18 protein-coding genes and 1 pseudogene are annotated in these 20,976 nt (G+C 40.8%); 13 read left to right on the top strand and 6 right to left on the bottom strand.

Translation table 11 applies throughout. From position 1 onward, the window contains the following. Positions 1–36 precede the first annotated feature (36 nt). The 6 genes from NMG88_RS06915 (at position 37) to proX (ending at position 8,607) form a co-directional block, all read left to right on the top strand. Positions 37–792, top strand: a complete 756-nt coding sequence (locus tag NMG88_RS06915) for a metallophosphoesterase family protein (RefSeq protein WP_026789054.1) — start codon at positions 37–39, stop codon at positions 790–792. Between the two features lie 316 nt (positions 793–1,108). Next, the gene (locus NMG88_RS06910) at positions 1,109–2,233 is read left to right on the top strand and encodes a mechanosensitive ion channel family protein (protein WP_042152969.1); all 1,125 of its coding nucleotides are present in this window, start codon (positions 1,109–1,111) and stop codon (positions 2,231–2,233) included. A 45-nt stretch (positions 2,234–2,278) separates the two neighbouring features. After that, positions 2,279–3,610, top strand: a complete 1,332-nt coding sequence (ovoA, locus tag NMG88_RS06905) for a 5-histidylcysteine sulfoxide synthase (RefSeq protein ID WP_254035245.1) — start codon at positions 2,279–2,281, stop codon at positions 3,608–3,610. Positions 3,611–3,708: 98 nt separating this feature from the next. Continuing rightward, on the top strand, positions 3,709–5,295 hold the full coding sequence (locus NMG88_RS06900; protein WP_254035244.1) for a mechanosensitive ion channel family protein: 1,587 nt from the start codon (positions 3,709–3,711) through the stop codon (positions 5,293–5,295). Between the two features lie 38 nt (positions 5,296–5,333). Continuing rightward, on the top strand, positions 5,334–6,527 hold the full coding sequence (locus tag NMG88_RS06895) for a quaternary amine ABC transporter ATP-binding protein (RefSeq protein WP_254035243.1): 1,194 nt from the start codon (positions 5,334–5,336) through the stop codon (positions 6,525–6,527). A gap of 136 nt (positions 6,528–6,663) precedes the next feature. Continuing rightward, entirely contained in the window at positions 6,664–8,607 is a 1,944-nt protein-coding gene (gene proX, locus NMG88_RS06890) for a glycine betaine/L-proline ABC transporter substrate-binding protein ProX (RefSeq protein ID WP_227357827.1), read from the top strand. Between the two features lie 20 nt (positions 8,608–8,627). On the opposite strand, the gene NMG88_RS06885 is transcribed toward proX, so the two are convergent. From NMG88_RS06885 to plsX, 4 genes are all read right to left on the bottom strand, one after another. Next, positions 8,628–9,419, bottom strand: a complete 792-nt coding sequence (locus tag NMG88_RS06885; protein ID WP_042152957.1) for an alpha/beta fold hydrolase — start codon at positions 9,417–9,419, stop codon at positions 8,628–8,630. A gap of 70 nt (positions 9,420–9,489) precedes the next feature. Beyond that, a complete protein-coding gene (gene fabD, locus NMG88_RS06880) occupies positions 9,490–10,347 on the bottom strand; it encodes an ACP S-malonyltransferase (protein ID WP_026797222.1) in 858 nt (285 codons plus the stop codon). A gap of 58 nt (positions 10,348–10,405) precedes the next feature. Continuing rightward, entirely contained in the window at positions 10,406–11,398 is a 993-nt protein-coding gene (locus tag NMG88_RS06875) for a beta-ketoacyl-ACP synthase III (protein ID WP_042152954.1), read from the bottom strand. A gap of 47 nt (positions 11,399–11,445) precedes the next feature. Then, positions 11,446–12,489 (bottom strand): phosphate acyltransferase PlsX, encoded by a 1,044-nt coding sequence (plsX, locus tag NMG88_RS06870; protein WP_026789062.1) that lies wholly within the window; start codon positions 12,487–12,489, stop codon positions 11,446–11,448. A gap of 452 nt (positions 12,490–12,941) precedes the next feature. Between plsX and NMG88_RS06865 the strand changes: the two genes are divergently transcribed. From NMG88_RS06865 to queG, 6 genes are all read left to right on the top strand, one after another. Next, positions 12,942–13,187, top strand: coding sequence for an HNH endonuclease (locus NMG88_RS06865; protein ID WP_042152948.1), 246 nt, complete (start codon positions 12,942–12,944; stop codon positions 13,185–13,187). A 75-nt stretch (positions 13,188–13,262) separates the two neighbouring features. After that, positions 13,263–13,529, top strand: a complete 267-nt coding sequence (locus NMG88_RS06860) for a hypothetical protein (protein WP_042152946.1) — start codon at positions 13,263–13,265, stop codon at positions 13,527–13,529. A gap of 15 nt (positions 13,530–13,544) precedes the next feature. Next, complete coding sequence (locus tag NMG88_RS06855) at positions 13,545–13,802, top strand: hypothetical protein (RefSeq protein ID WP_042152943.1); 258 nt, start codon at positions 13,545–13,547, stop codon at positions 13,800–13,802. A 90-nt stretch (positions 13,803–13,892) separates the two neighbouring features. Beyond that, positions 13,893–15,584 (top strand): SpoIIE family protein phosphatase, encoded by a 1,692-nt coding sequence (locus NMG88_RS06850; protein ID WP_227382593.1) that lies wholly within the window; start codon positions 13,893–13,895, stop codon positions 15,582–15,584. Beyond that, positions 15,574–16,005 carry an ATP-binding protein gene (locus NMG88_RS06845; protein ID WP_254035242.1) on the top strand — a complete coding sequence of 144 codons (432 nt, stop codon included), beginning with the start codon at positions 15,574–15,576 and terminating at the stop codon, positions 16,003–16,005. The genes NMG88_RS06850 and NMG88_RS06845 overlap by 11 nt, the downstream gene beginning before the upstream one ends. Before the next feature lie 479 nt (positions 16,006–16,484). Next, the gene (gene queG, locus NMG88_RS06840) at positions 16,485–17,414 is read left to right on the top strand and encodes a tRNA epoxyqueuosine(34) reductase QueG (protein ID WP_042152937.1); all 930 of its coding nucleotides are present in this window, start codon (positions 16,485–16,487) and stop codon (positions 17,412–17,414) included. A gap of 96 nt (positions 17,415–17,510) precedes the next feature. Here the strand turns inward: queG and NMG88_RS06835 are convergent, their stop codons facing one another. Then, positions 17,511–19,781: a RelA/SpoT family protein gene (locus NMG88_RS06835; RefSeq protein ID WP_042152934.1), complete on the bottom strand. Its 2,271-nt coding sequence runs from the start codon at positions 19,779–19,781 to the stop codon at positions 17,511–17,513. A gap of 335 nt (positions 19,782–20,116) precedes the next feature. On the opposite strand from NMG88_RS06835, the pseudogene NMG88_RS06830 reads away from it, so the two are divergent. Further along, a pseudogene (locus tag NMG88_RS06830) lies at positions 20,117–20,305 on the top strand (GNAT family N-acetyltransferase); the annotation flags it as partial. Between the two features lie 23 nt (positions 20,306–20,328). Here NMG88_RS06830 and NMG88_RS06825 read toward each other — a convergent pair. Next, positions 20,329–20,754: a hypothetical protein gene (locus tag NMG88_RS06825; protein ID WP_042152931.1), complete on the bottom strand. Its 426-nt coding sequence runs from the start codon at positions 20,752–20,754 to the stop codon at positions 20,329–20,331. Positions 20,755–20,976: the final 222 nt, after the last annotated feature.

Raw genomic sequence — 20,976 nt, 5'->3', positions numbered from 1 at the left:
TGAAGAACACCTTATGTGTGTGCAATTAAATAAAAAATGCTGACTCGACGCATTGTTATTGGTGATGTACATGGCCATTATGATGGGTTAATGACCCTATTGGATCGTATTGCTCCTAATGCAAATGATCAGGTCTATTTTTTAGGGGATTTAATTGATCGTGGCCCTAAAAGTGCCCAAGTGGTTAATTTTGTCAAAAATAGTCCCTATCAATGTTTACGGGGCAACCATGAACAACTGATGTTAAATGCGTTGCCCGATGAAGGGAAAAATCCCCAAGCTTGGCAGGCTTGGTTATATAGCGGCGGTTTAACGACCATTACCAGTTATCAGGATTTAGGAATTATTCCCAGGGATGACGTGCATTGGATGGCTTCTTTACCTCTATATTTAGATTTAGGGGATGTTTGGCTAGTTCATGCGGGGGTGCATCCCAAAATGTCAATTAAAGAACAAAATGAGGAAGAATTTTGTTGGATACGGCGAGAATTTCATAATATCCCCAAACCATATTTTGCTGATAAATTAATTATTATTGGTCATACCATTACCTTTACTTTTGATGGCATTGAACCAGGACAGTTAGTTCAAGGTCAGGGATGGTTAGGAATTGATACGGGAGTTTATCACGCAAAAAGTGGCTGGTTAACTGGATTAGATATTACGAATAAAAAGGTGTATCAAGTGAATGTGATGCACCATAATCAAATTCGGATTTTACCTTTAAATCGGGCTGTTACCCATTTAAAACCGCCCTCTTTCTTGGCCCGATTGGGTTATGTTAGACCATAAAGATGTGGCAAGAAGTTTTTAGAACAGGACTTACGCAAAACAACCATATCTAGTAGGGGCGAACGGCCGTTAGCCCCTACAGATGGTGTATAATTGGGTATTCTGCGTAAGTCCTGTAGAAAAAGAATCCGTGTGTTAAAAGCTGCAACCAGGAGTTAGTGATGTTGCAGAAGTAAAGTATTGTTAAATTTTTATATTATCAGCTAATCTTATCTCTAAATCATGCTAAGTTTTCCGACATGGAAAGCACTAGGGTGATTACCTCCAGAATATTGGGCAATCACCTGTCAACAATATATCGGGAAGCAAACTAATTATGGAACAATTTTTAAACACCCTAAAAAACATCAATATTGATGTTTCAGGTGTCCCCGTCGGCAAAATTCTTCTAGTCATTCTGATCCTGACAATAACACAGGTATTCAGACGATTTTTGATCGAAGCAATTATTAAACGCATTGAGTATTTAACCCGAAAAACCGAGAGTACACTGGATGATGAATTAATTGCTATTCTCAAACCCGCCTTAAGTTGGCTGATTCTGATTGGTGGATTTTGGCTCGTCAAGGAGATTCTGGCGACAAATATTGGGCCACAATTGGGCGAAGCAATTACTAAAGTTCTCAACTTAATTGTTTTTTTCATCGTTGCTTATGTGATTTATCGCAGTGCTTCGATCTTCGGGCAGCTAATTGCTAATGTCGTGCTGCGGACTGAAACCGAACTCGATGAGTTACTCAGACCATTGATGCCCAAGATTTTTCAATCGACAGCAATTATCGTCATCGCAATTAAAGTCAGTGAGATATTTTTAGGACAATCAGCAGCGGCACTCGTGGGTCTATTAGGGGGTGCTGGGATTACTTTGGGTTTGCTGTTGAAAGATATTGTTTATGACTGGTTTTGTACAGTTATTATCTATTCTGATGGTCTCTATCGAGAAGGAGATTGGGTTTCAGTCTCAGGATTACAGGGTTTTGTGCAGATCATGAGTATTGGATTTAGAACTACAACTCTCCATGTCTATCAATGGGGTTCAATTGTGAAAATGCCCAACTCCAGGATGATTACTGGAATCGTAGAAAATTGGTCACAAAATCCAGGTGAGGAATTAAAGTGGGGTATTAGTTTAACCCTCAAAATTGATGGTATTTCAGCCAAGCAAACCGCCAGAATCTGCGATGCTATTCGAGAAATGCCTCCATCTATTCCGGGGTTATCTAAAGAGATGATTGTTCGGTTTAGCAAGATTGAAAATAATGCCCGTGTGATTAACATTGTTGCCTTTGTTAATGATGATAATCTCTACTTTGATGCCGAGAAAAATTTGAACCTAGCTATATTAGAAATGCTAGAACAAGAGGGGATTGATTTCTTGTATGTGGATCTGCGAACCGATCCCGAAAACTATAAACAAAGTCAGAAAGCTGCGAACAATTAAATCTAGCAATCCTATTCAGTCTAACCAACTTTATTCCCATTAACTATGAACACTCTCGTATCTAATTGTCCTCCTCAACTTAATTGTTGCGATCGCCAAACCCTGATTAATTATTTTCAGGAGGCTTGGCAACTCGAAGATATGCTCCTAAAAAGTTTAGTCGGGGAAGACACATTTTATCTGAATCCCGACCCTTTGAGAAATCCGTTAATTTTTTATCTGGGACATTCGCCATCTTTCTATATCAATAAATTAGTTCAGGTGGGATTATTAGAAAAATGTCTGAATCAGGACTACGAAATTCTGTTTGGAGTTGGCGTCGATCCCGAAATACCAGAGGAGTTAAATCAAGCGATCGCCCACATGGAATGGCCAGAAGTTTCCTCAGCTTGGGAATATCGAGAACAAGCCTATAAAATCCTATCAGAATTAATTCAAAAAACGCCGATTACTCTGCCGATTCTTCCCGATTCTCCCCTGTGGGCCTTAATCATGGGAATTGAACACCAGCGCATTCATGTCGAGACGTCTTCGATGTTATTTCGCCAGCTTCCCCTAGAGCGAGTCAAACGCCCCTCAAACTGGAAATATGCACCTTCTAAAAGTTATATTCCAGAGAATGAAATGCTTAAAGTTGCCGGGGGAATTGCCCAACTTGGTAAAGATTTTGATGATTCCACCTATGGTTGGGATATTGATTATGGGTCACGCACCGTTGAAGTTGCACCTTTTTTAGCTAGTAAATATCTAATTACCAATAGCGAATTTCTGGATTTTGTTAAGGCGGGTGGCTATGGAAATCAAGAGTATTGGGATGAAAAATCTTGGCAATGGAAAACTGAAAATAATATCCAACATCCAAAATTTTGGAGCTCACAAAATGGGAGTTATAAATATCGCGCCCAGTTTGATGAAATTGATTTACCTTTAGATTGGCCTGTGGAAGTCAATTATTATGAAGCAATGGCTTATTGTCGTTGGCAAGGTAAAGATACTCGTTTAATGAGTGAAGCTGAGTACAATCTAGCAACTTATGGTAATGGTTTAGTAGAAGATGTAGACCATTATAATCTCAATTTAAAATTCGGTTCACCGAGTCCAGTTGGAATGTTAGAAACTGCCAAAAGTCCCTCTGGACTTTATGATTTGCGGGGGAATGTTTGGGAATGGTTGAGTGATAATTTAAACCCCCTTTCAGGATATGAACCCCATTTTTTGTATGAAGATAATTCTGCCATCTTTTTTGATACCCAACATCAAATGATGTTAGGGGGATGTTGGATAACAAATGGCACGGAAGCTTTAAAATATTACCGCAATTGGTTCCGTCCTAATTTCTATCAACACGCTGGTTTTCGGATCGTTCGAGATATTTAATTAATACAGTCATCAGTGTAGAGACGTGCCATGGCCCGTCTTTACCCGTTAGCAGTTATCAGTAAATAGTCTATTAAACTCTTGACTCTGAAAACGAAATGAGCGACATATTAATTATCTTGGCTGAAGTCAGCCTAGTGATCATTATTTTTCTATTCTTGATTGCGTTAGTTAGAAATTCATCCCAACTATTAGTTAAATTTTCAATATTTAAAAGTGACGATTCTCGACTTAAAAATCTGCGTCGAAACATCACCCGATTGTTGGTATTGATTGGCTTAGTGTTGTGTATTGTAATTGTCGGTGCGAATAGTTTTTTGCTATATCAAGGTAAAAATATTCAACAATATACACTCAATTTAATTAGCCGTATTCCCCCAGGATTTTGGATTACCTTTGGCATTGGTATTGCTGAAAGTATTGGTGCTGTTGTTGTAGCAGTAATTTCCCTAAAACTGCTGAAATATTGGCTAAAAATAGCCAGCACTCGCGCCAAAAACATTGAAAGAAGCACCGCCGACGATGAAAGTATAGATGCTTTCTTTACCGCCCTTTATCAAAGAATCCGAGGCGGAATATGGCTGTGGGTAATAATTTCCTGTACTCAATTTCTCAAATTACCTGCAATCATTTCTGAATATCTCTATATCGCACTGCGAATCTATCTAATTATTGCAGTCGGATTACTGATCCTAAAAGCCGTCGCCGCCATTGTCGATACCCTCGATATTCTCACTCTCAAATACTCCAACTCGGATAACCTGTTACGATTTTATGCTCGTCTCCAACACCTGATTCCATTATTAAAACGGTGTCTGGAATTTGTTATCTATGTCTGCATTGCCACATTAGTAACACAACAAATCCAATTAATCGCCCAACTCTCTACTTTTGGTCTACGAATTATTAAGATTATTGCCATAGTTTTCTTGAGTCAGGTGTTATCTGAAGTCATCCACTTACTGGTAGAAGAAGTTGTATTTAAAGAGCAGAATTTGACGGAAATTCAAAGAAGTAGACGCTTAACTCTAATTCCCTTATTTAAGAGTTTATTGCAATACTTAGTGTATTTCACCGTTGGAATTTTTATCCTTTATACCCTTGATATTAATCCCACTCCTATATTAGCGGGTGCGGGGATTGTCGGTATCGCTGTGGGTTTAGGAGCCCAGACCCTAATTAATGATATCGTCAGTGGCTTTTTTATTCTGTTTGAAAATTACTATTTAGTCGGTGATTATATTGAAGCGGGGAAAGCCGAAGAAAAAGTAGTAGAGGGTACGGTGGAGGCGATAGAATTGAGAACAACCCGCATCCGACATCCTAATGGTCAATTACAAATTATTCGCAATGGTGATATGGGTTCAATTACCAATTATTCCAAACAATATATTTTTGCCGTAGTAGATGTTAGCGTCCCTTATGATTCTAATTTGGCTCATGTTTATCAAGTTATTGAGGAGGTAGGACAACAGTTAAAAGCCAATTCTACAGATATACTCGAACTCACACAAATTGATGGCGTAGAAAGTCTGAGCGAGTCTAACTTATTGTTACGGACATTAACCAAAGTCAAGCCCGGAAAACATCTTCAGATTCAGCGTATTTTGCGAAAGAATTTTATGGATACCTTGTTACAAGAAGGGATTTTACTTCCGGCTAACCCTAAAATTAGTGAAGATTAATTGGGTATTATTGGGGATGTTATAAATCTTAAAATGTTATGAGTGATCCTAAACCCAAAATCCGCATCGAACATCTGATCAAGATCTATGGAGATAATTGCTCTGCCGCCCTGAAGCTGTTTTCACAGGGAGCTAACCGAGAAACTATCTTACAAGCCACAGGTCAGGTTCTCGGCATTGCCGATGTATCTTTTACCATTAACCCAGGGGAAATTTTTGTGGTGATGGGTTTGTCCGGTTCGGGTAAATCGACTCTTATTCGTTGTATTAATCGTTTGATTACACCAACCCGGGGACACATTTATATTGATGATGAGGATATTGCTTATATAGATGAAAAACGAATTCGTCAAATTCGTCTTACTAAAGTATCAATGGTATTTCAGCATTTTGGGTTATTTCCCCATCGAACCGTCGCGGATAACGTAGAATACGGGCTGAAGTTACTTGGGATGAGCAAAACCCAACGCCGGAACAAAGCCTTGGAAGCCTTGGAAGTCGTGGGGTTAGCTCAATGGGCAGACTATCGACCCTCTGCTTTGAGTGGGGGAATGCAGCAAAGGGTTGGGCTGGCTCGTGCTTTGGCAACGGATGCCGAGATTTTGCTGATGGATGAACCGTTTAGTGCCCTCGATCCCTTAACTCGCAGGGAGATGCAGAATGAATTATTACGACTTCAGAAAGAGTTGAATAAAACCATAGTTTTTATTACTCACGATACTCAAGAAGCCCTAAAATTAGGCGATCGAATTGCGGTGATGAAAGAGGGGGTGATTGTTCAACTTGGGACACCAAAAGAACTGTTAAATCAACCAACTAATGACTATATCCGTGATTTTATTCAAGATGTTAATCGCGGGCAAATCCTCAAAGCAGGAACCATTGCCCGTCCAACTATTTGTTTAATTCTTGGTGAAGATTTGGAGCCAGGAACACTCAAACAGATACAGAACCAAAACCTCCAGCGCATCTATATACTCAATTCTGATCAAGAACCTATTGGTTTTATTGATCCAGAACAGCTTGATCTAGCAATTCAGCAAGATATTAAAAATATTACCAATAAATTGATACAAACCAACTTTTCCCAGGTTAAATCCACAGTGCCTTTAGAAGATATTTTTCACCTTTACCGCAACGAACAAAGCCTAGTTGTGGTTGATGAAACCGGAAAGTTTAAGGGAGTTTTAGAATCGGCAGATGTCCTTGCTAGTATTAGTAAGTTCACCTAAATAGATTGTAATAATTTACAATTGAAGGCAATAGGCAATAGGCAATAGAAAGAGTTTACCTGCCTCCCCTGCTCCCCCTGCTTTGGGGACTGCTATATTATTCCCATTCGTAATTCGTAATTCATAATTCATAAAGATGATCAAACAACGCCTAAAAAAATCAATTTTGTTAGTTCTGACAACTATATTTCTGATCGGTTTAATCAGTTTTTCCTCCGGCGCACAAACGACTACAAATTCTGCTCTACCCGGAAATGCTATTACTATTCGTTTAGGGACAAGTGATTGGATTGAGGATTTTTTTCAAACTGAGATTGTTAATATTGGGTTGGGGAGACTCGGCTACAAAACAGCCCCACTGGTGGCGGTAGCCTATCCAGCCCTGTATACCGCCGTCGCTAATGGTGATTTAGATATTGCTCCTGTCTTTGGAGACCCCGGACATAACGAATTTTATAAAAATGCTGGCGGTGAAAAAAAGTTAGAGAAAGTCGGTCTACTTTTTCCTCTCACACAGGGCTATCAAATTGATAAAAAGACTGCCGATAAATATGGGATTACTAACTTACAACAATTTCAAGATCCAAAAATTGCCCAACTATTTGATAGCGATGGAGATGGCAAAGCCGATCTGGTTGGTTGCGATCCCGGTTGGAGTTGTGAGTTAGAAATGAAGCATCATTTGGATGCTTACAAATTGCGGGATACTGTGAAAATCAATCAGGGAAATTATACCGCCTTACTTGCCGATGCCTTAACTCGTTACAAACAAGGAAAACCGTTTTTTTCCTATGCTTATAGTCCTTTCTGGCTGGGTCAGGTGCTAAAAGTCGGTCAAGATGTTATTTGGTTAGAAGTTCCTTTTACTGCCTCTAATATTGAAAATCTTACCGCCAAAGATACATCTGTAAATGGGAAAAATCTGGGGATGGTTCAAGGTAAATATCGAGTGATTGCCAATAAGGAATTTTTGGCAAAAAATCCATCGGTAAAACATTTCTTGGAACTGGTTGAAATTCCTTATGAAGATATGATTCAGGAAAGCTATCGGATTAAAAACGGTGAAAATAAACCCCAAGATATTCGTCGTCATGCCGAAGAATGGGTTAAGCAAAATCAAGATGTTTTTGATGGCTGGTTAGCTCAAATAAATCGGAGCAGTAATAATTTAGTAGAAAATTCATCAAACATAGGAAATAATACTAACAGCAAAAATCCACAAGGACTGAATATTTTACTAAATCCCTTCCAACTTTACACCATTCCTTTAGATAAGTGGATTACAGGCGGCATTAATTTCCTGGTGGATAACTTTCGTCCCTTTTTCCAAACCATTCGTATTCCTATCAGTTGGGTATTAACACAAATTCACGGTTTATTGCTGGCAATTCCCCCTCTGATTTCTTTACTTTTAATTAGCTTGATGACCTGGAAAATTGCCGGACAAAGTATAGGAATTTATAGCCTGCTTGCCCTAACTTTGATTGGTTTTCTTGGGCTGTGGGAAGCCGCCATGGTTACCCTTGCCTTGGTGGTTACGGCGGTTATATTCTGTATTATAGTCGGCATTCCCTTGGGTGTGGCCTGTGCCCGGAGCGATCGCTTTGAGCAAGCATTTAGACCCCTGCTCGATGCCATGCAAACCCTACCAACTTTTGTCTATCTAGTTCCCGTGGTGATGCTATTTGGGATTGGAGAAGTTCCGGGGGTAATTGCCACGATTATCTATGCCCTTCCCCCCTTAATTCGGTTTACTAATTTGGGTATTAGACAAGTCTCGGCAGATGTTGTGGAGGCGGCCTATGCTTTTGGTTCAACCCCTGGACAAATCCTGTGGGAAGTGCAAATTCCTCTGGCCATACCAACAATTTTGGCAGGAGTGAATCAAACAGTATTATTTGCTTTGGGAATGTCGGTAATTGCTTCCATGATTGCAGTACCCGGACTTGGTTTAACTGTATTACAAGGAATGGGGCGTTTGGATGTGGGGATGGCGGCAGTGGGAGGATTAGGAATTGTTTTGTTAGCAATTCTGCTTGACCGGATTACTCAAGCCATGGGAAAATCAAATAACTCTTGAGATCTCTATTTTGTAGAGAATTAGCTCTGATATTGAACCCGGCGATCGCATTCTTCAGCAACAGAATAAGCCTGAATTATTGTGTATAAATCAGTATCTCTTTCTAATAAACAGGCATGACCGCTATCGGGTAAAACCACCATTTGAGCATTAGGTAAAGTTTGGGTTAAAAATCTTGCTTCTAACACAGAAGGTAATAATCTATCAGCACCACTGGCAATTACTAAAACCGGAATATTAACCCGATTCAGATCGGATTTACTGGGTTTAAATAGGCGCAATAATTCTAATCGCCAAACTGAAGTTCCTTGGGGAACGGACTTCATCGCTGTTAATAGGGCTTGACGTTCTGAAGCTTCAATCCGTCCTAAAGCTCCTAAAAAGGGCAATAAACCAACAATAGAACTGGGATAAAACCAATCGGGAAGCCATTGGGTTAAATAGGAACCCCATTGTAACCAAGGCTGTTGTTTAATAGATGAAGCGGGATTAACTAAAATTAAGCGACTAAACCAATGGGGGGCAAAAATTGCCACCAATAACGCCAAACATCCCCCAAAGGATTCTCCACATAAATAAATCTCCCGTTTGGGGTTGGTTTTACGTTCTATTTCAATTAAATCTATAGTTTTTTTAACTAAGGTTTCCCAGTTAGATTGATCGGTTTGGGGAATAGTTAAACAACGAATTTCAAACGCATCCATTAACCGAGGAATTTGAACTGTGAATAGTTGACCTGTCCCATCCATTCCTGGAAAAAAGAGGAATAGGGGTAAATCGGGTCTGGGAGCAGTGGGTTTAAGAAAATTCAAAGTATTTTAGGTGATTCTAATTAATATTCCCCGTTGTTGCGCTGAAGCGCAACAACGGCAACAACGGTTGTTATATGTTTTGTAACAGAATTTCGGGACAAGTCCGTTTCATTAAGCCTGTAAGGACGTTTCCAGGGCCAATTTCTACAACTTGTGTCACCCCTAATATTGATAATTGTAAACAAATTTCTCGCCATCGCACAGAACCCGTCATTTGTTGGGTGAGACGTTGTTTTAACAGAGTAGCATCAGTTGTGGGTGTGGGATCAACATTGGAGAGAACTGGAATTTTGGCATTATTAAAGGCAATTCCGTCTAAAACCTGTTGAAATTGTGTGGCGCTTAGGTGCATTAAGGGGGAATGAAAAGCGCCGGAAACGTTTAATTTTACCGCCCGTTTGACTTTAATATTTGCTAAGACATGATCAACCGCTTCTGGGGTTCCAGAAATTACCACCTGGGCGGCACTATTATCATTCGCCAGAACAATATTTGGGGTTTGTTGAATTTGTTGATCCAGTTGTTCTCGATCAAAACCAATTAACGCCGCCATTTGTCCCCCGACCGAACTATTCATTAATTCAGCCCGACATTGAACTAATTTCAAACCCGTTTCAAAATCAAACACCCCCGCAACATATAACGCCACATATTCCCCTAAGCTATGACCTGCAACATAATCGGGGGATTGTCCTTGTTTTTTTAAATGATCAACTAATAGGCTTTCAACCACATATAAACTAGGTTGAGTATATAAAGTTTGAGATATTTTATCTTCGGGATGTTGACAAATTTCAGGAACAGACCAACCCAGAATTTTTTCAGCTAATTTTAATCGTTCTTGATGTTCAGATTGTTCAAATAAATCCGATCCCATCCCAATTTTTTGTGAACCCTGACCCGGAAAAATCCATGCTGTTGTTGTCATTTTTATTAGTCAATTGTTAATTGTTAATAGTCAATTGTTAATGAGCGGGGACACCCCCCTACCTCCCCCATTCAAACAAAGCCGCCCCCCAGGTTAATCCCGCACCAAAACCAGATATCATAATCCGATCACCCGGTTTAATTTTTCCCTCTCGCACCGCTTCATCGAGGGCTAAGGGAATCGAAGCCGCAGAAGTATTACCATATTTTGCCAAATTACTAATCACTTTTTTCGGGGGAATATTTAATCGTTCTGCGACCGCATTTAAAATACGTTGATTGGCTTGATGGAGAATTAACCAATCAATTTGATCGACGGTTAAATTGGCTCTAAATAATGCTTTTTCAATGACTTCTGGAACCTTTTTTACCGCAAATTTATAGATTTCTTGACCATTCATCGTAATCGGGTTATAGGTTCCTTGACCAATCGTAATTCCGGTTAATATTTCCTGTGGTTCGGGTCGATAGGATAAATTTAAAGACTGATTTTGCCTACCATCACTTCTAATTTCAAATCCTAATAAGCGATCGTGTTCATCCGCTTGTAAAACCACCGCCCCGGCCCCATCTCCAAATAAAATACAAGTTCTGCGATCTGACCAATCAACCCAACGGGAGAGAATATCCGCCCCAATTAAAAGAACATTTTGATAGACTCCAGTGCGAATAAATTGGGAGGCGGTGACTAACCCAAATACAAACCCCGAACAGGCGGCGGTCATATCAAAAGCCACCGCTTTAGTTGCACCTAATTGATATTGAATAAAACTAGCACTGCCAAACAGATCATCAGCCGTGGATGTAGCTAAGATAATCAAATCAATATCCGCCGGGTCAATTGCTGCCATGGCGATCGCATTTTGAGCCGCCGCTATTGCTAATTGACTCAACGACGTATCAGGGTCAGCTAAACGTCGCTGAGTAATTCCGGTGCGAGAAGTAATCCATTCATCGGAGGTTTCGACCCGTTCAGAGAGTCCATGATTATCCAGTAAAACCGAGGGTGTAGCCGATCCGCAACCCGTAATTGAAATGCCTGTTGTTATCATTGTTTCTGTTCCGGTGTTCCGGTGTTCCCTATTCCCTGAAATAGCGATTAACCACTGATCACCTTTTCATCCGGTTGAGGGTGTTTTTGATATTGGGATTGAATCCTTTCTAGGACTTGGTTATCGATCGCTTCTTTGGCCAAACGAACCGCATTCGCAATCGTTGCCGCTTTAGAAGATCCATGACTAATAATGCAAACCCCCGCCACCCCAAGGAGTAAGGCGCCCCCATGTTCAACATGATCCACCCGTTGTTTAAACCGCATTAAACTGGGTTTAAGCAGAGTAGTCCCTAATTTAGCCTGTAATCCAGAGGTTAATTCCTCCTTGAGCATTTGTAAAACCGCTTCTCCAACTCCTTCAGCAAATTTCAAAAGCACATTCCCCACGAAACCATCGCAGACAATCACATCAAATTTCCCCGTCAGGACATCCCGCCCTTCAGCGTTTCCATTAAAGGCAATTTCAGGATGATTTTCTAGGAGTTGATAGGTACGAATGGCCAGATCATTGCCCTTACAGGATTCTTCACCAATATTGAGTAACCCCACTTTGGGTTCAGAAGTTCCCAGAACATAACGACTGTAAATCGAGCCCATTACAGCAAACTGTTCTAAAAATTTGGGCCGACAATCGACATTCGCCCCCACATCTAACACCAAAACCGGGGAATCAGGCTTCATGGTGGGTAAAACGGCCCCGATCGCCGGGCGATCAATCCCCGGTAGGCGTCCTAAACGCAACAGAGCCGAGGCCATGGCTGCACCGGAATGACCCGCCGAGACGACAGCATCGGCTTTTTTTTGCCTAACTAGATTCATAGCCACGTTAATCGAAGCTTTGGGTTTGCGTTTTAACGCACTCAAGGCTTCTTCGTGCATTTCGATCGTGCCTTCAGCCGGAATAATTTGAGACAGAGGGAGCTTGCTATGGTGGTGTTTGAGGGCTGCTTCAATTTGATCGGGGTCGCCAACCAACAAGACTTCTACATCCCATTTTTCCTGTGCCATTAGCGCTCCAGCAACGATGTCGGCAGGAGCATGATCTCCGCCCATAGCGTCAATTGCAATTCGTGCGCGAGTTGAACTCATTGACCAACTTTTGAGAAACCTTCAGGATTTTACCAAAAAAACGGCTCTAAAGCCCTGTCTTTTCCTCGCGAATACGGGGGATGGCTTTTTAATTGGCGTGATCGAGTCAATCTTGATCTGGTGCTGGCACGATCAACGGCATAATAAATGAATCAGGACTTACGCTATTACGCTATATGTAGCGCATAGAAAAATTGATATTTTATGATGTCATTTTCCCCTACTTTCAACAATAGCCATGAACAATATAGAAAAAATTGGGGGAGTTTTAAAGGAGGGTGTTAGGAAATATAGCAATCTTAAATAGGTTGTAACACTTTAATACTGATATGAAACAACCCTAAGTATTATCCGGTGTTCCTAGCCCCCCGTGCACGGGGGGTTGTTCCCTGTTACCTGTTTGCTATATAATTAATTAAAGAATAGAACAATTGTTGGATGATGATAAAACCATGAATAAAACCCCTAGAATTTTTATTCCCCCAGAAGTCAGAAAATATGTATTTGGACGGGACAATTATCAGTGTAAGAGTTGTGGTAAAATGGAAAATGAAGCTCAACTAACTGTTGATCATATTATTCCCTTAGCCAAGGGAGGATCTAACGATATTAGTAATTTACAAACCTTGTGTTTTCAATGTAATCAAACAAAGAAAGCCGATCTTGATCCCCGTTTCAAACGGCACTTCACAAATTGAAAATTTATTCCATGATCCCAAAAATGATAAAATAGTAGATGCAGACTACAAAAGTCGTGATTTGAACTTGTAAAGATGATAAATCCGCTTAGAAAAAAACTGCACTACTTAGTGGATCAGATCTCCGAAGAAGACTTAGGAAAAGCATGGAAATCCTTACAAATCCTAATTTATGATACCTATATGCTCAAAGCCATTCAAGAAGCTAAGGAAAATCTCAGACCAGGGGATTCCTTAACCTATGATGAAGCCTTGCAAATGCTAAATTTTGAGTATAATCGATCTACCACTACCCATCCAGAACATCCTACCTATCGTCCCATGCCAAAAGTGAATGAGTAAATAAATAACCCTGTCGTGACTCTCGATGTTCGCTATGGTCGTTCTTTTGTCCATGATCTGATGAACTTAGAAGCATCAGCTTATTCTAGGGTCTATCATTTTGTGTTTTTGGAATTTAAAAATGTTAACAATATCAAAGATTTACCGGAACTTAAATCTTTAGGTTCCAGTGCTATTTTTTATAGATTTACTTTAGAAAATCATTTAATCGGAATTGAAGTCACCGGTCAAATTGTTAAATTTGTCCGTATTTTACCGAAACCGCGTCTATAAAGTAGGAGGATTCTTGATTCGGGGTTTTGCACCCGTTTCTTTGGTAAGATGGGTAACACCTGATCTGTTCATCTGGGAGTAGAGAATCGCATGAGTCGGGGAGACGGTCGAAAGCTGAAACTCATGGTCGTCGATGACGAACCAGACAACTTAGATTTGTTGTTTCGGACATTTCGCCGGGACTTCCAAGTGTTCAAGGCCGACAGCGCCCTCAAAGCTCTGCAAATTCTCGACGACGAGGGTGAAATGGCTGTGATTATTTCTGATCAACGAATGCCAGAAATGAACGGAACCGAATTTCTCGGTAAAACCGTCGAACGTTTTCCAGACACCATTCGGATTCTGTTAACCGGATATACGGATGTCGAAGACCTTGTGGAAGCGATTAACTCTGGCCAAGTTTTCAAATATATCACCAAACCTTGGAATCCCGAAGAACTCAAGTCTGTAATTCAACAAGCTTCGGAAACATACAAATTCTTCAAACAACGGACAAACACCCTGCGGCGCGCCCTGCGTCGGGAATCTCTCTATAACGATGTCGTCAGCGCCCTGCGAGAGTCCCTAGACCACTCCAGTATGCTCCAGACGATTGTTCGTACCCTGGGAGAAACCTTTAATGCCACGGGCTGCTGTATTCGCTCTGCCGAAGCGGGGAAACTTTCTGCTCAAACTTTTTCTTATGGGGGAGAAACAGAGAATGTCCAAACTTGGTTATCTCAACTCGAAACCTCAATGCAAGGGGTCTTAGAAAGTCGAGAAATTAAAATTCAACAGAGAGAAAACTCCAACCCAGTCAGTCAAATCGTTTTGCCCCTGACCTATCAACATGATTTACTGGCGGTTTTAGCCATTTATCAAGAAAACAGTCCCTCTCCTTGGTCAGAGGATGATATTCAACTGTTAGAAGTAGTTTCCGAACAAGCCTCCTTAGCACTGTCCCAAGCCAAACTCTATCAACGCACGCTAGAATTAGCCGAACAGATGCAAAATGAACTCAAGGTCGCCAGCCAAATTCAAAATAATCTCCTGCGTCAAAGTTGGCCAGAGTTTGAGACCCTGCGAGTACAAGCCTGTTGTCATCCGGCTAGGGAAGTCGGGGGAGATTTCTTTGAAGTCTTTACCCATCCCCAAGGAGATATTTGGGTAGGTTTGGGAGATGTATCGGGTAAAGGAGTTCCGGCGGCCCTATTTATGGCTAGTGCGATTTCCGTCATGCGTCGGGAGCTTTCCGTGGAAACTTCCCCAGAACCCGATCAAGTCATGCAAAATCTGAATAGCATTTTGTCGGATGATTTAGTCAGTAATAATCACTTTATTACGATGGTTGTGGCTCGTTACACCCCCTCTACGGGACATTTAGCCTATGCCAATGCCGGACATATTTATCCATTGGTTTGGTCAAGGCTGAATAGTAACCTGGGGGAAAATCACCCGCATCTATCTGTTCCCGTCGAACCTTTGTTTCTCAAGACCCGTGGGATTCCTTTAGGAATTCTTCCCGTCTGGAGAGGCAAAGGAGACAGTCTCACCCTGAATCCAGGTGATATATTTTTAGTCACCAGTGATGGGATTACTGAAGCTACAGTGGTGCAAGAAACAAGCGATGGCAGTCCCGCCATTCGTTCAATGTTGCAACAGGAGGGACTTTGGAAGTTACTCCAACAGCAGGAAAAACTAAATTTAGATGGCTTATTAGCCGCTATCCGAGAACATAATCCCGTTCAGGAAGATGATCAGACTATACTCTCTCTGGAGGTTTTGTTGACCGATGAAAACTGAGCTTCAAGTGCCGAGCGATATTAGGTTTTTAACCATCGTTGAAAACTGGTTATTGAGCAGTTTGGAAGTCGAGCTAGGAGATCACGTCGATTGGCCCCGTCAGTCAAATCGGTTTCGCCTTGTCCTTGCAGAAGCTTACTCCAACGTCATCCGTCATGCTCACCGCGATCAACCCCATCTTCCTGTGATGGTTCGTTTAGAATTACAAGAACGAGATATTTCCTTAGAAATTTGGGATCACGGTACTGGTTATGAAGTCGATAATTATAATCCACCCAAACCACAAGATAAACAAGAAAATGGTTATGGTTGGTTAATTATGAATCGATTAATGGATCGGGTGGATTATTCTTTACGAATTGAAGGTGGCAATTGTTTAAAATTACAAGCGAGTTTGCCCGATAAAACCCCGAAAGCATAGGCGCTTATCGAAGATTTGGGTTTAAAACCCCGTCGTTCTACGACGGCTTTGTGTTAGAATGTTAGTGGTCTAAACAACCCGCCCAACTTTGCAGTCGATATACCATCTACGGAGATGTGAAACCGAGCCTGAAGGAGATCTGGGAAAGCGGAAGTAAGGCAATGGTGTAAAAATAAGTCCAACCTTGAACGCAAATCAAAACATAACAAGCATTTGTTTGTGTTTAGTCGCGGGAGGGCATTCCGAGACTTAAAACGGACGTGGAGACAGTGTAAGACTACTGCTAAGGTAGCAACAGTCCGCGAAGCGTCAACCCCATTTAGCGACCATCCTAAAAAGATGGCGTGGTGATGAATCCCAGTCCGTTTACGGCGGAGTGGATGTCAATCAATACAAACAGGAGACAGAAGGAATGTTAAATTTTCTCCTTCTGTATCCCCTTCTCTTTCTTTGTGTCTTTGTGGTTCCTGCTTGTCTTTATGAATTCACTAATTAACACCAATCTAGTTAAACAAAAAGCCCTAGATTTGGGATTTCATCAAGTTGGGATTGCAGCAATTACTGAAACTGAACAAAACCGTCAACACCTACAATCTTGGTTGGATCAAGGATATGCGGCGGATATGGCTTGGATGAATAGCCCCAAACGCCAAAATATTCGTGAATTAATGCCAGAAGTGGCATCGGTTATTTGTGTAGCACTTAACTATTATACCCCCGATCAAGTACCCGATAATCCCGAATTGGGTAAAATTTCTCGTTATGCTCGGGGACGAGATTATCATAGGGTTTTACATAAAAAATTAAAGACTTTTTCCGAATGGTTACAACAACAAGCAACAGGAATTCAAGCTAGATATTATGCCGATACCGGGCCAATTCAAGATAAAGTTTGGGCGGAAAAAGCCGGAATTGGATGGATTTCTAAAAATAGTAATCTGATTACCAGAAAATACGGATCTTGGGTATTTTTAGGGGAAATTTTAACTAATTTAATTCTAACTCCCGATCCTCCCCATAATCAACATTGTGGGACTTGTACCCGATGTTTAGAAGCCTGTCCCACGGGGGCAATTACTCAACCATTTGTGGTAGATGCTAACCGTTGTATTGCCTATCATACCATCGAAAATCGGGCAGAAACCTTACCAGAAAATATTAGCAAAAATTTAAACGGTTGGGTCGCTGGATGTGATATTTGTCAAGAAGTTTGTCCTTGGAATCAAAGTTTTGCCCAGGAAACTGATGTTCCAGAATTTCAGCCCTATCCTGAAAATATTGCTCCTAAATTAACCGAATTAGCCGAACTTTCTGAAACCGAATGGGATCAACGATTTCGCGCTTCTGCTTTACGACGAATTAAACCGCAAATGTGGCGTCGGAATGCGCGAGCAAATTTGGATTATTAATACAAAAAAAATCGGAGAAAATTGGGGACTCAATTCGAGTCCCCAATTTTGTTTGTAGGGGAATCGACCAAACGGCTGTAATCACCAGTTTTCGACTTATTTACTATTAATTCGACGCAAGGTTAATACATCGCTGATATTTTTGATTTGGGTACAAGTGCGTTCAAACTGTTCGCGATCGCAAATTTCAATTCCCAATTCAATTAACGCCGGAGCATCGCGAAAAGTCTTAACTTGGGCGCTACAAACATTAATATTATTATCTTTCAAACGGGATAAAATATCATTCAAAACCCCCACTCGATCCAATACTTCAATACAAATATTTACTCCATAAGTTTGAGGACGTCCGCCCTGTTGATAGTTAGGATTCCAACTCAAAGGAACGAATCTTTCTCCCTCCACGGTTAAGGTATTAGAACACCCTTGTTGATGAATGGAAATCCCTTTTGTGCGGGTGACAACCCCAATAATCGGTTCCCCTGGAATTGGATTACAACATCCTGCAATATGATAAAGTAAACCTTCCACCCCCGTAATTGGAGAATTGCTGGGAGAAGAAGACGGAAGTTGAGAATAGGAAGGTAGGTGAGGAACCTGTAAAGAAGTGGTAGTCAGTTCTTGAGAAACCGTTTGAATTTGATTCTGGGATTTCGACACATCCCGCAAACGATTCACGACTAAATTTAAAGTGATTTCCCCATAACCTAATGCGGCTAATAAATCATCAACATTATGATAGTTAAAGCGCTTAGACACCGATAACATGGGTTCAGATTTGAGCAGGGATTCAAAGCCATTTTTCCCCATTTCTTTCTCTAATAATTCCCGTCCTCGGTCAATATTTTCATCCCGGTGCGATCGCTTATACCACTGACGAATCCGGTTTTTAGCCGTATTGGTTTTAACAAAATTCAACCAATCTAAACTGGGACGAATATTTTTCTGGGTTAATATTTCCACAATATCGCCATTTTTCAAGGGAGTATCTAAAGTCACAATTCGCTCATTGACTTTTGCTCCTTTACAATGATTCCCAACTTCACTATGAATCCGATAGGCAAAATCTACCGGGGTCGCCCCGTGAGTTAAGGCGATGACATCTCCTTCAGGGGTAAAGACATAAACATCATCAAACTCTAAATTACTTTTAACACTTTCCAGATATTCTGTAGCATCTTTTAAATCACTTTGCCACTCTAATAATTGCCGTAGCCAAGTAAATTTATCATCCATTCCGGTGACTTCACCCATATTGGAATTACCCTTTTCTTTATACTTCCAATGGGCGGCAATCCCATATTCAGCAATATGGTGCATTTCTACGGTACGAATTTGGATTTCAACGGCTCTTCCCGTATTACCAATTACCCCCGTATGTAAGGACTGATAGCGATTAGGTTTAGGCAATCCAATATAATCTTTAAAACGACCCGGAATCGGGCGGAAAGCATCATGAACAATTGCCAAAGTCCGATAACATTCTTCATTAGTTTCAACAATCACCCGTAAAGCGGCAATATCATAAATTTCATGGAACTGTTTCTGTCTTTGGTTCATTTTTTTATAAATGCCATACAGATGTTTAGGTCGTCCACTAACTTCATAACATTTAATTCCCGCTTTCTCTAGTCTGTCTCGTAAAACTTGAGCAAGTTGGGCTAATTTTTCTTCTCTAAATGCTCGGCGATCAAAAACTAATTCCTTAATATTTTTGTACGCTTCCGGTTCTAAATATTTAAAGGATAGATCTTCTAATTCCCATTTTAACCGACCGATACCTAAACGGTTAGCTAGGGGGGCAAAAATTTCGCGGGTTTCTAAGGCAATGCTACGCTGTTTATGTTCGGGTAAAAAGTCTAAAGTTCGCATATTATGGAGTCGGTCAGCGAGTTTAACTACAATTACCCGAATATCTTTCGCCATGGCTAAAAACATCCGCCGGAAGTTCTCCGCTTGACGTTCTGTGGTATTAGAAAAATTAAATTTAGATAGTTTGGTGACGCCTTCGACTAAATGGCGAACTTCCGCCCCAAAATGCTGTTCTAGTTCTTCCGGGGTGACTTCGGTATCTTCAATAATGTCGTGGAGAAAACCCGCCGCCACCATCGCCGAATCCCCTCCTAAATAGCGCAATAAACCCGCTACGGCAATGGGATGATTAATATAGGGTTCTCCTGATTTGCGATACTGTCCCCGATGCAATTGATAGGCAAATTGAAACGCCCGCACAATTAAATCGCCGTTTTTTGAAACAGATGTATCAGATTTGACTAGATCTCCAGATATCTCCATACACTGTTGCAACCAATCGGGGATGCTACAATCATAGGAAAAGTCTTTTTTGGCAAGGGTTTTAATATTCATGATAGTTCCACCTAAAGGGTAATAATACTGATAAAACGATCAGATAACTAAAAGTTATGTGCTTTTTTATACTTGTGTAAAGGATAAAGTCCCCAACGAGTGAAAGGGTTAAGTTTCACGGAATTGAATTGCACTTTATAGAAGAATAACACCTCTTAAGGTAGGCTTAATCTGCCTCTTAATCCATTTTTACAGCAGATGATCAACCGCCAATCTCTCTTAATATCAGGATTTGGTCTGGGGGGTAGCGGATCGGATTTAGCTAAAAACGGGCAAAAACCCGATCACAATACTTATTTATTATTTAATAATTGTAGACAAGTTTCTTAATAAAGGGATTAGGAAAGTTTCTGTTATTACAATTAGAACAAACCATTAAACAAAAAGGGTTTAAGGAAATTTGGATCGAAACCGCATCGGTTTTAAACGAAGCGGTACAACTCTATGAACATTCTGGTTATGAACCTACAACGGGAGTCGAAACCAAACGTTGTGATTTGGTTTATAGAAAAATGGTTATATAAAAGATTGAGTCCTTCAGGACTCACTACGAGTTAGGATTAAATAGTTGGAAAATTTGCCGACAAAAGAGTTTTAATTTTTCCGCCGATTCGGGTTTGGGTTCCGTTTTGCCGACAAAATTCCAATTTTCAATGGTGGAGAGTTTCCACTGTTGTCCTTGATGGTCATATCCGGCGGCTTCAACACCAATGACCCGACGGGTTTGATCAATCGGATCGTGATAAAATCGAATTTCAATTAAAATGCAGCGACTTTGCAATAACCGACTCCGACCCGGGAAGTGGAAACCAATATCAATAGAATCAGGATCAACCAGTTCTCGCGTCTCTGGGTCATTTGTCCAGGGTTTGAGATCGACCCGGGCGTCGGGAAATTGAGTTTTAAATAAAGTCACAACCGATGCAATTTTGCTGGCAACCACCACGTTATTCGCCTGTTCAGCAGCATTCACGAACCTACTCTCCTTAAAAACAACTGTCTGAGTACCTGGAATTAACTTAGATTAACTATAGGTTATGGGTAATGGGGATCACGGATTTCAGAAGATTTCACGGATTTCACGGGTTTTAATCTATGTTAATCTGCGTCATCCGCTTAAATCCGTGATCGGGAATGGGTTTTCGGTAGTGGGTAAGATCAAGATTTCAGTTTGAGTATCAGTTTATCGAAAATT

The sequence above is a fragment of the Planktothrix agardhii genome, assembly GCF_904830935.1.
Lineage (GTDB): Bacteria > Cyanobacteriota > Cyanobacteriia > Cyanobacteriales > Microcoleaceae > Planktothrix > Planktothrix agardhii.
Note: the sequence above shows the minus strand (reverse complement) of the source record. Positions and strands in the feature narration are given on the sequence as shown.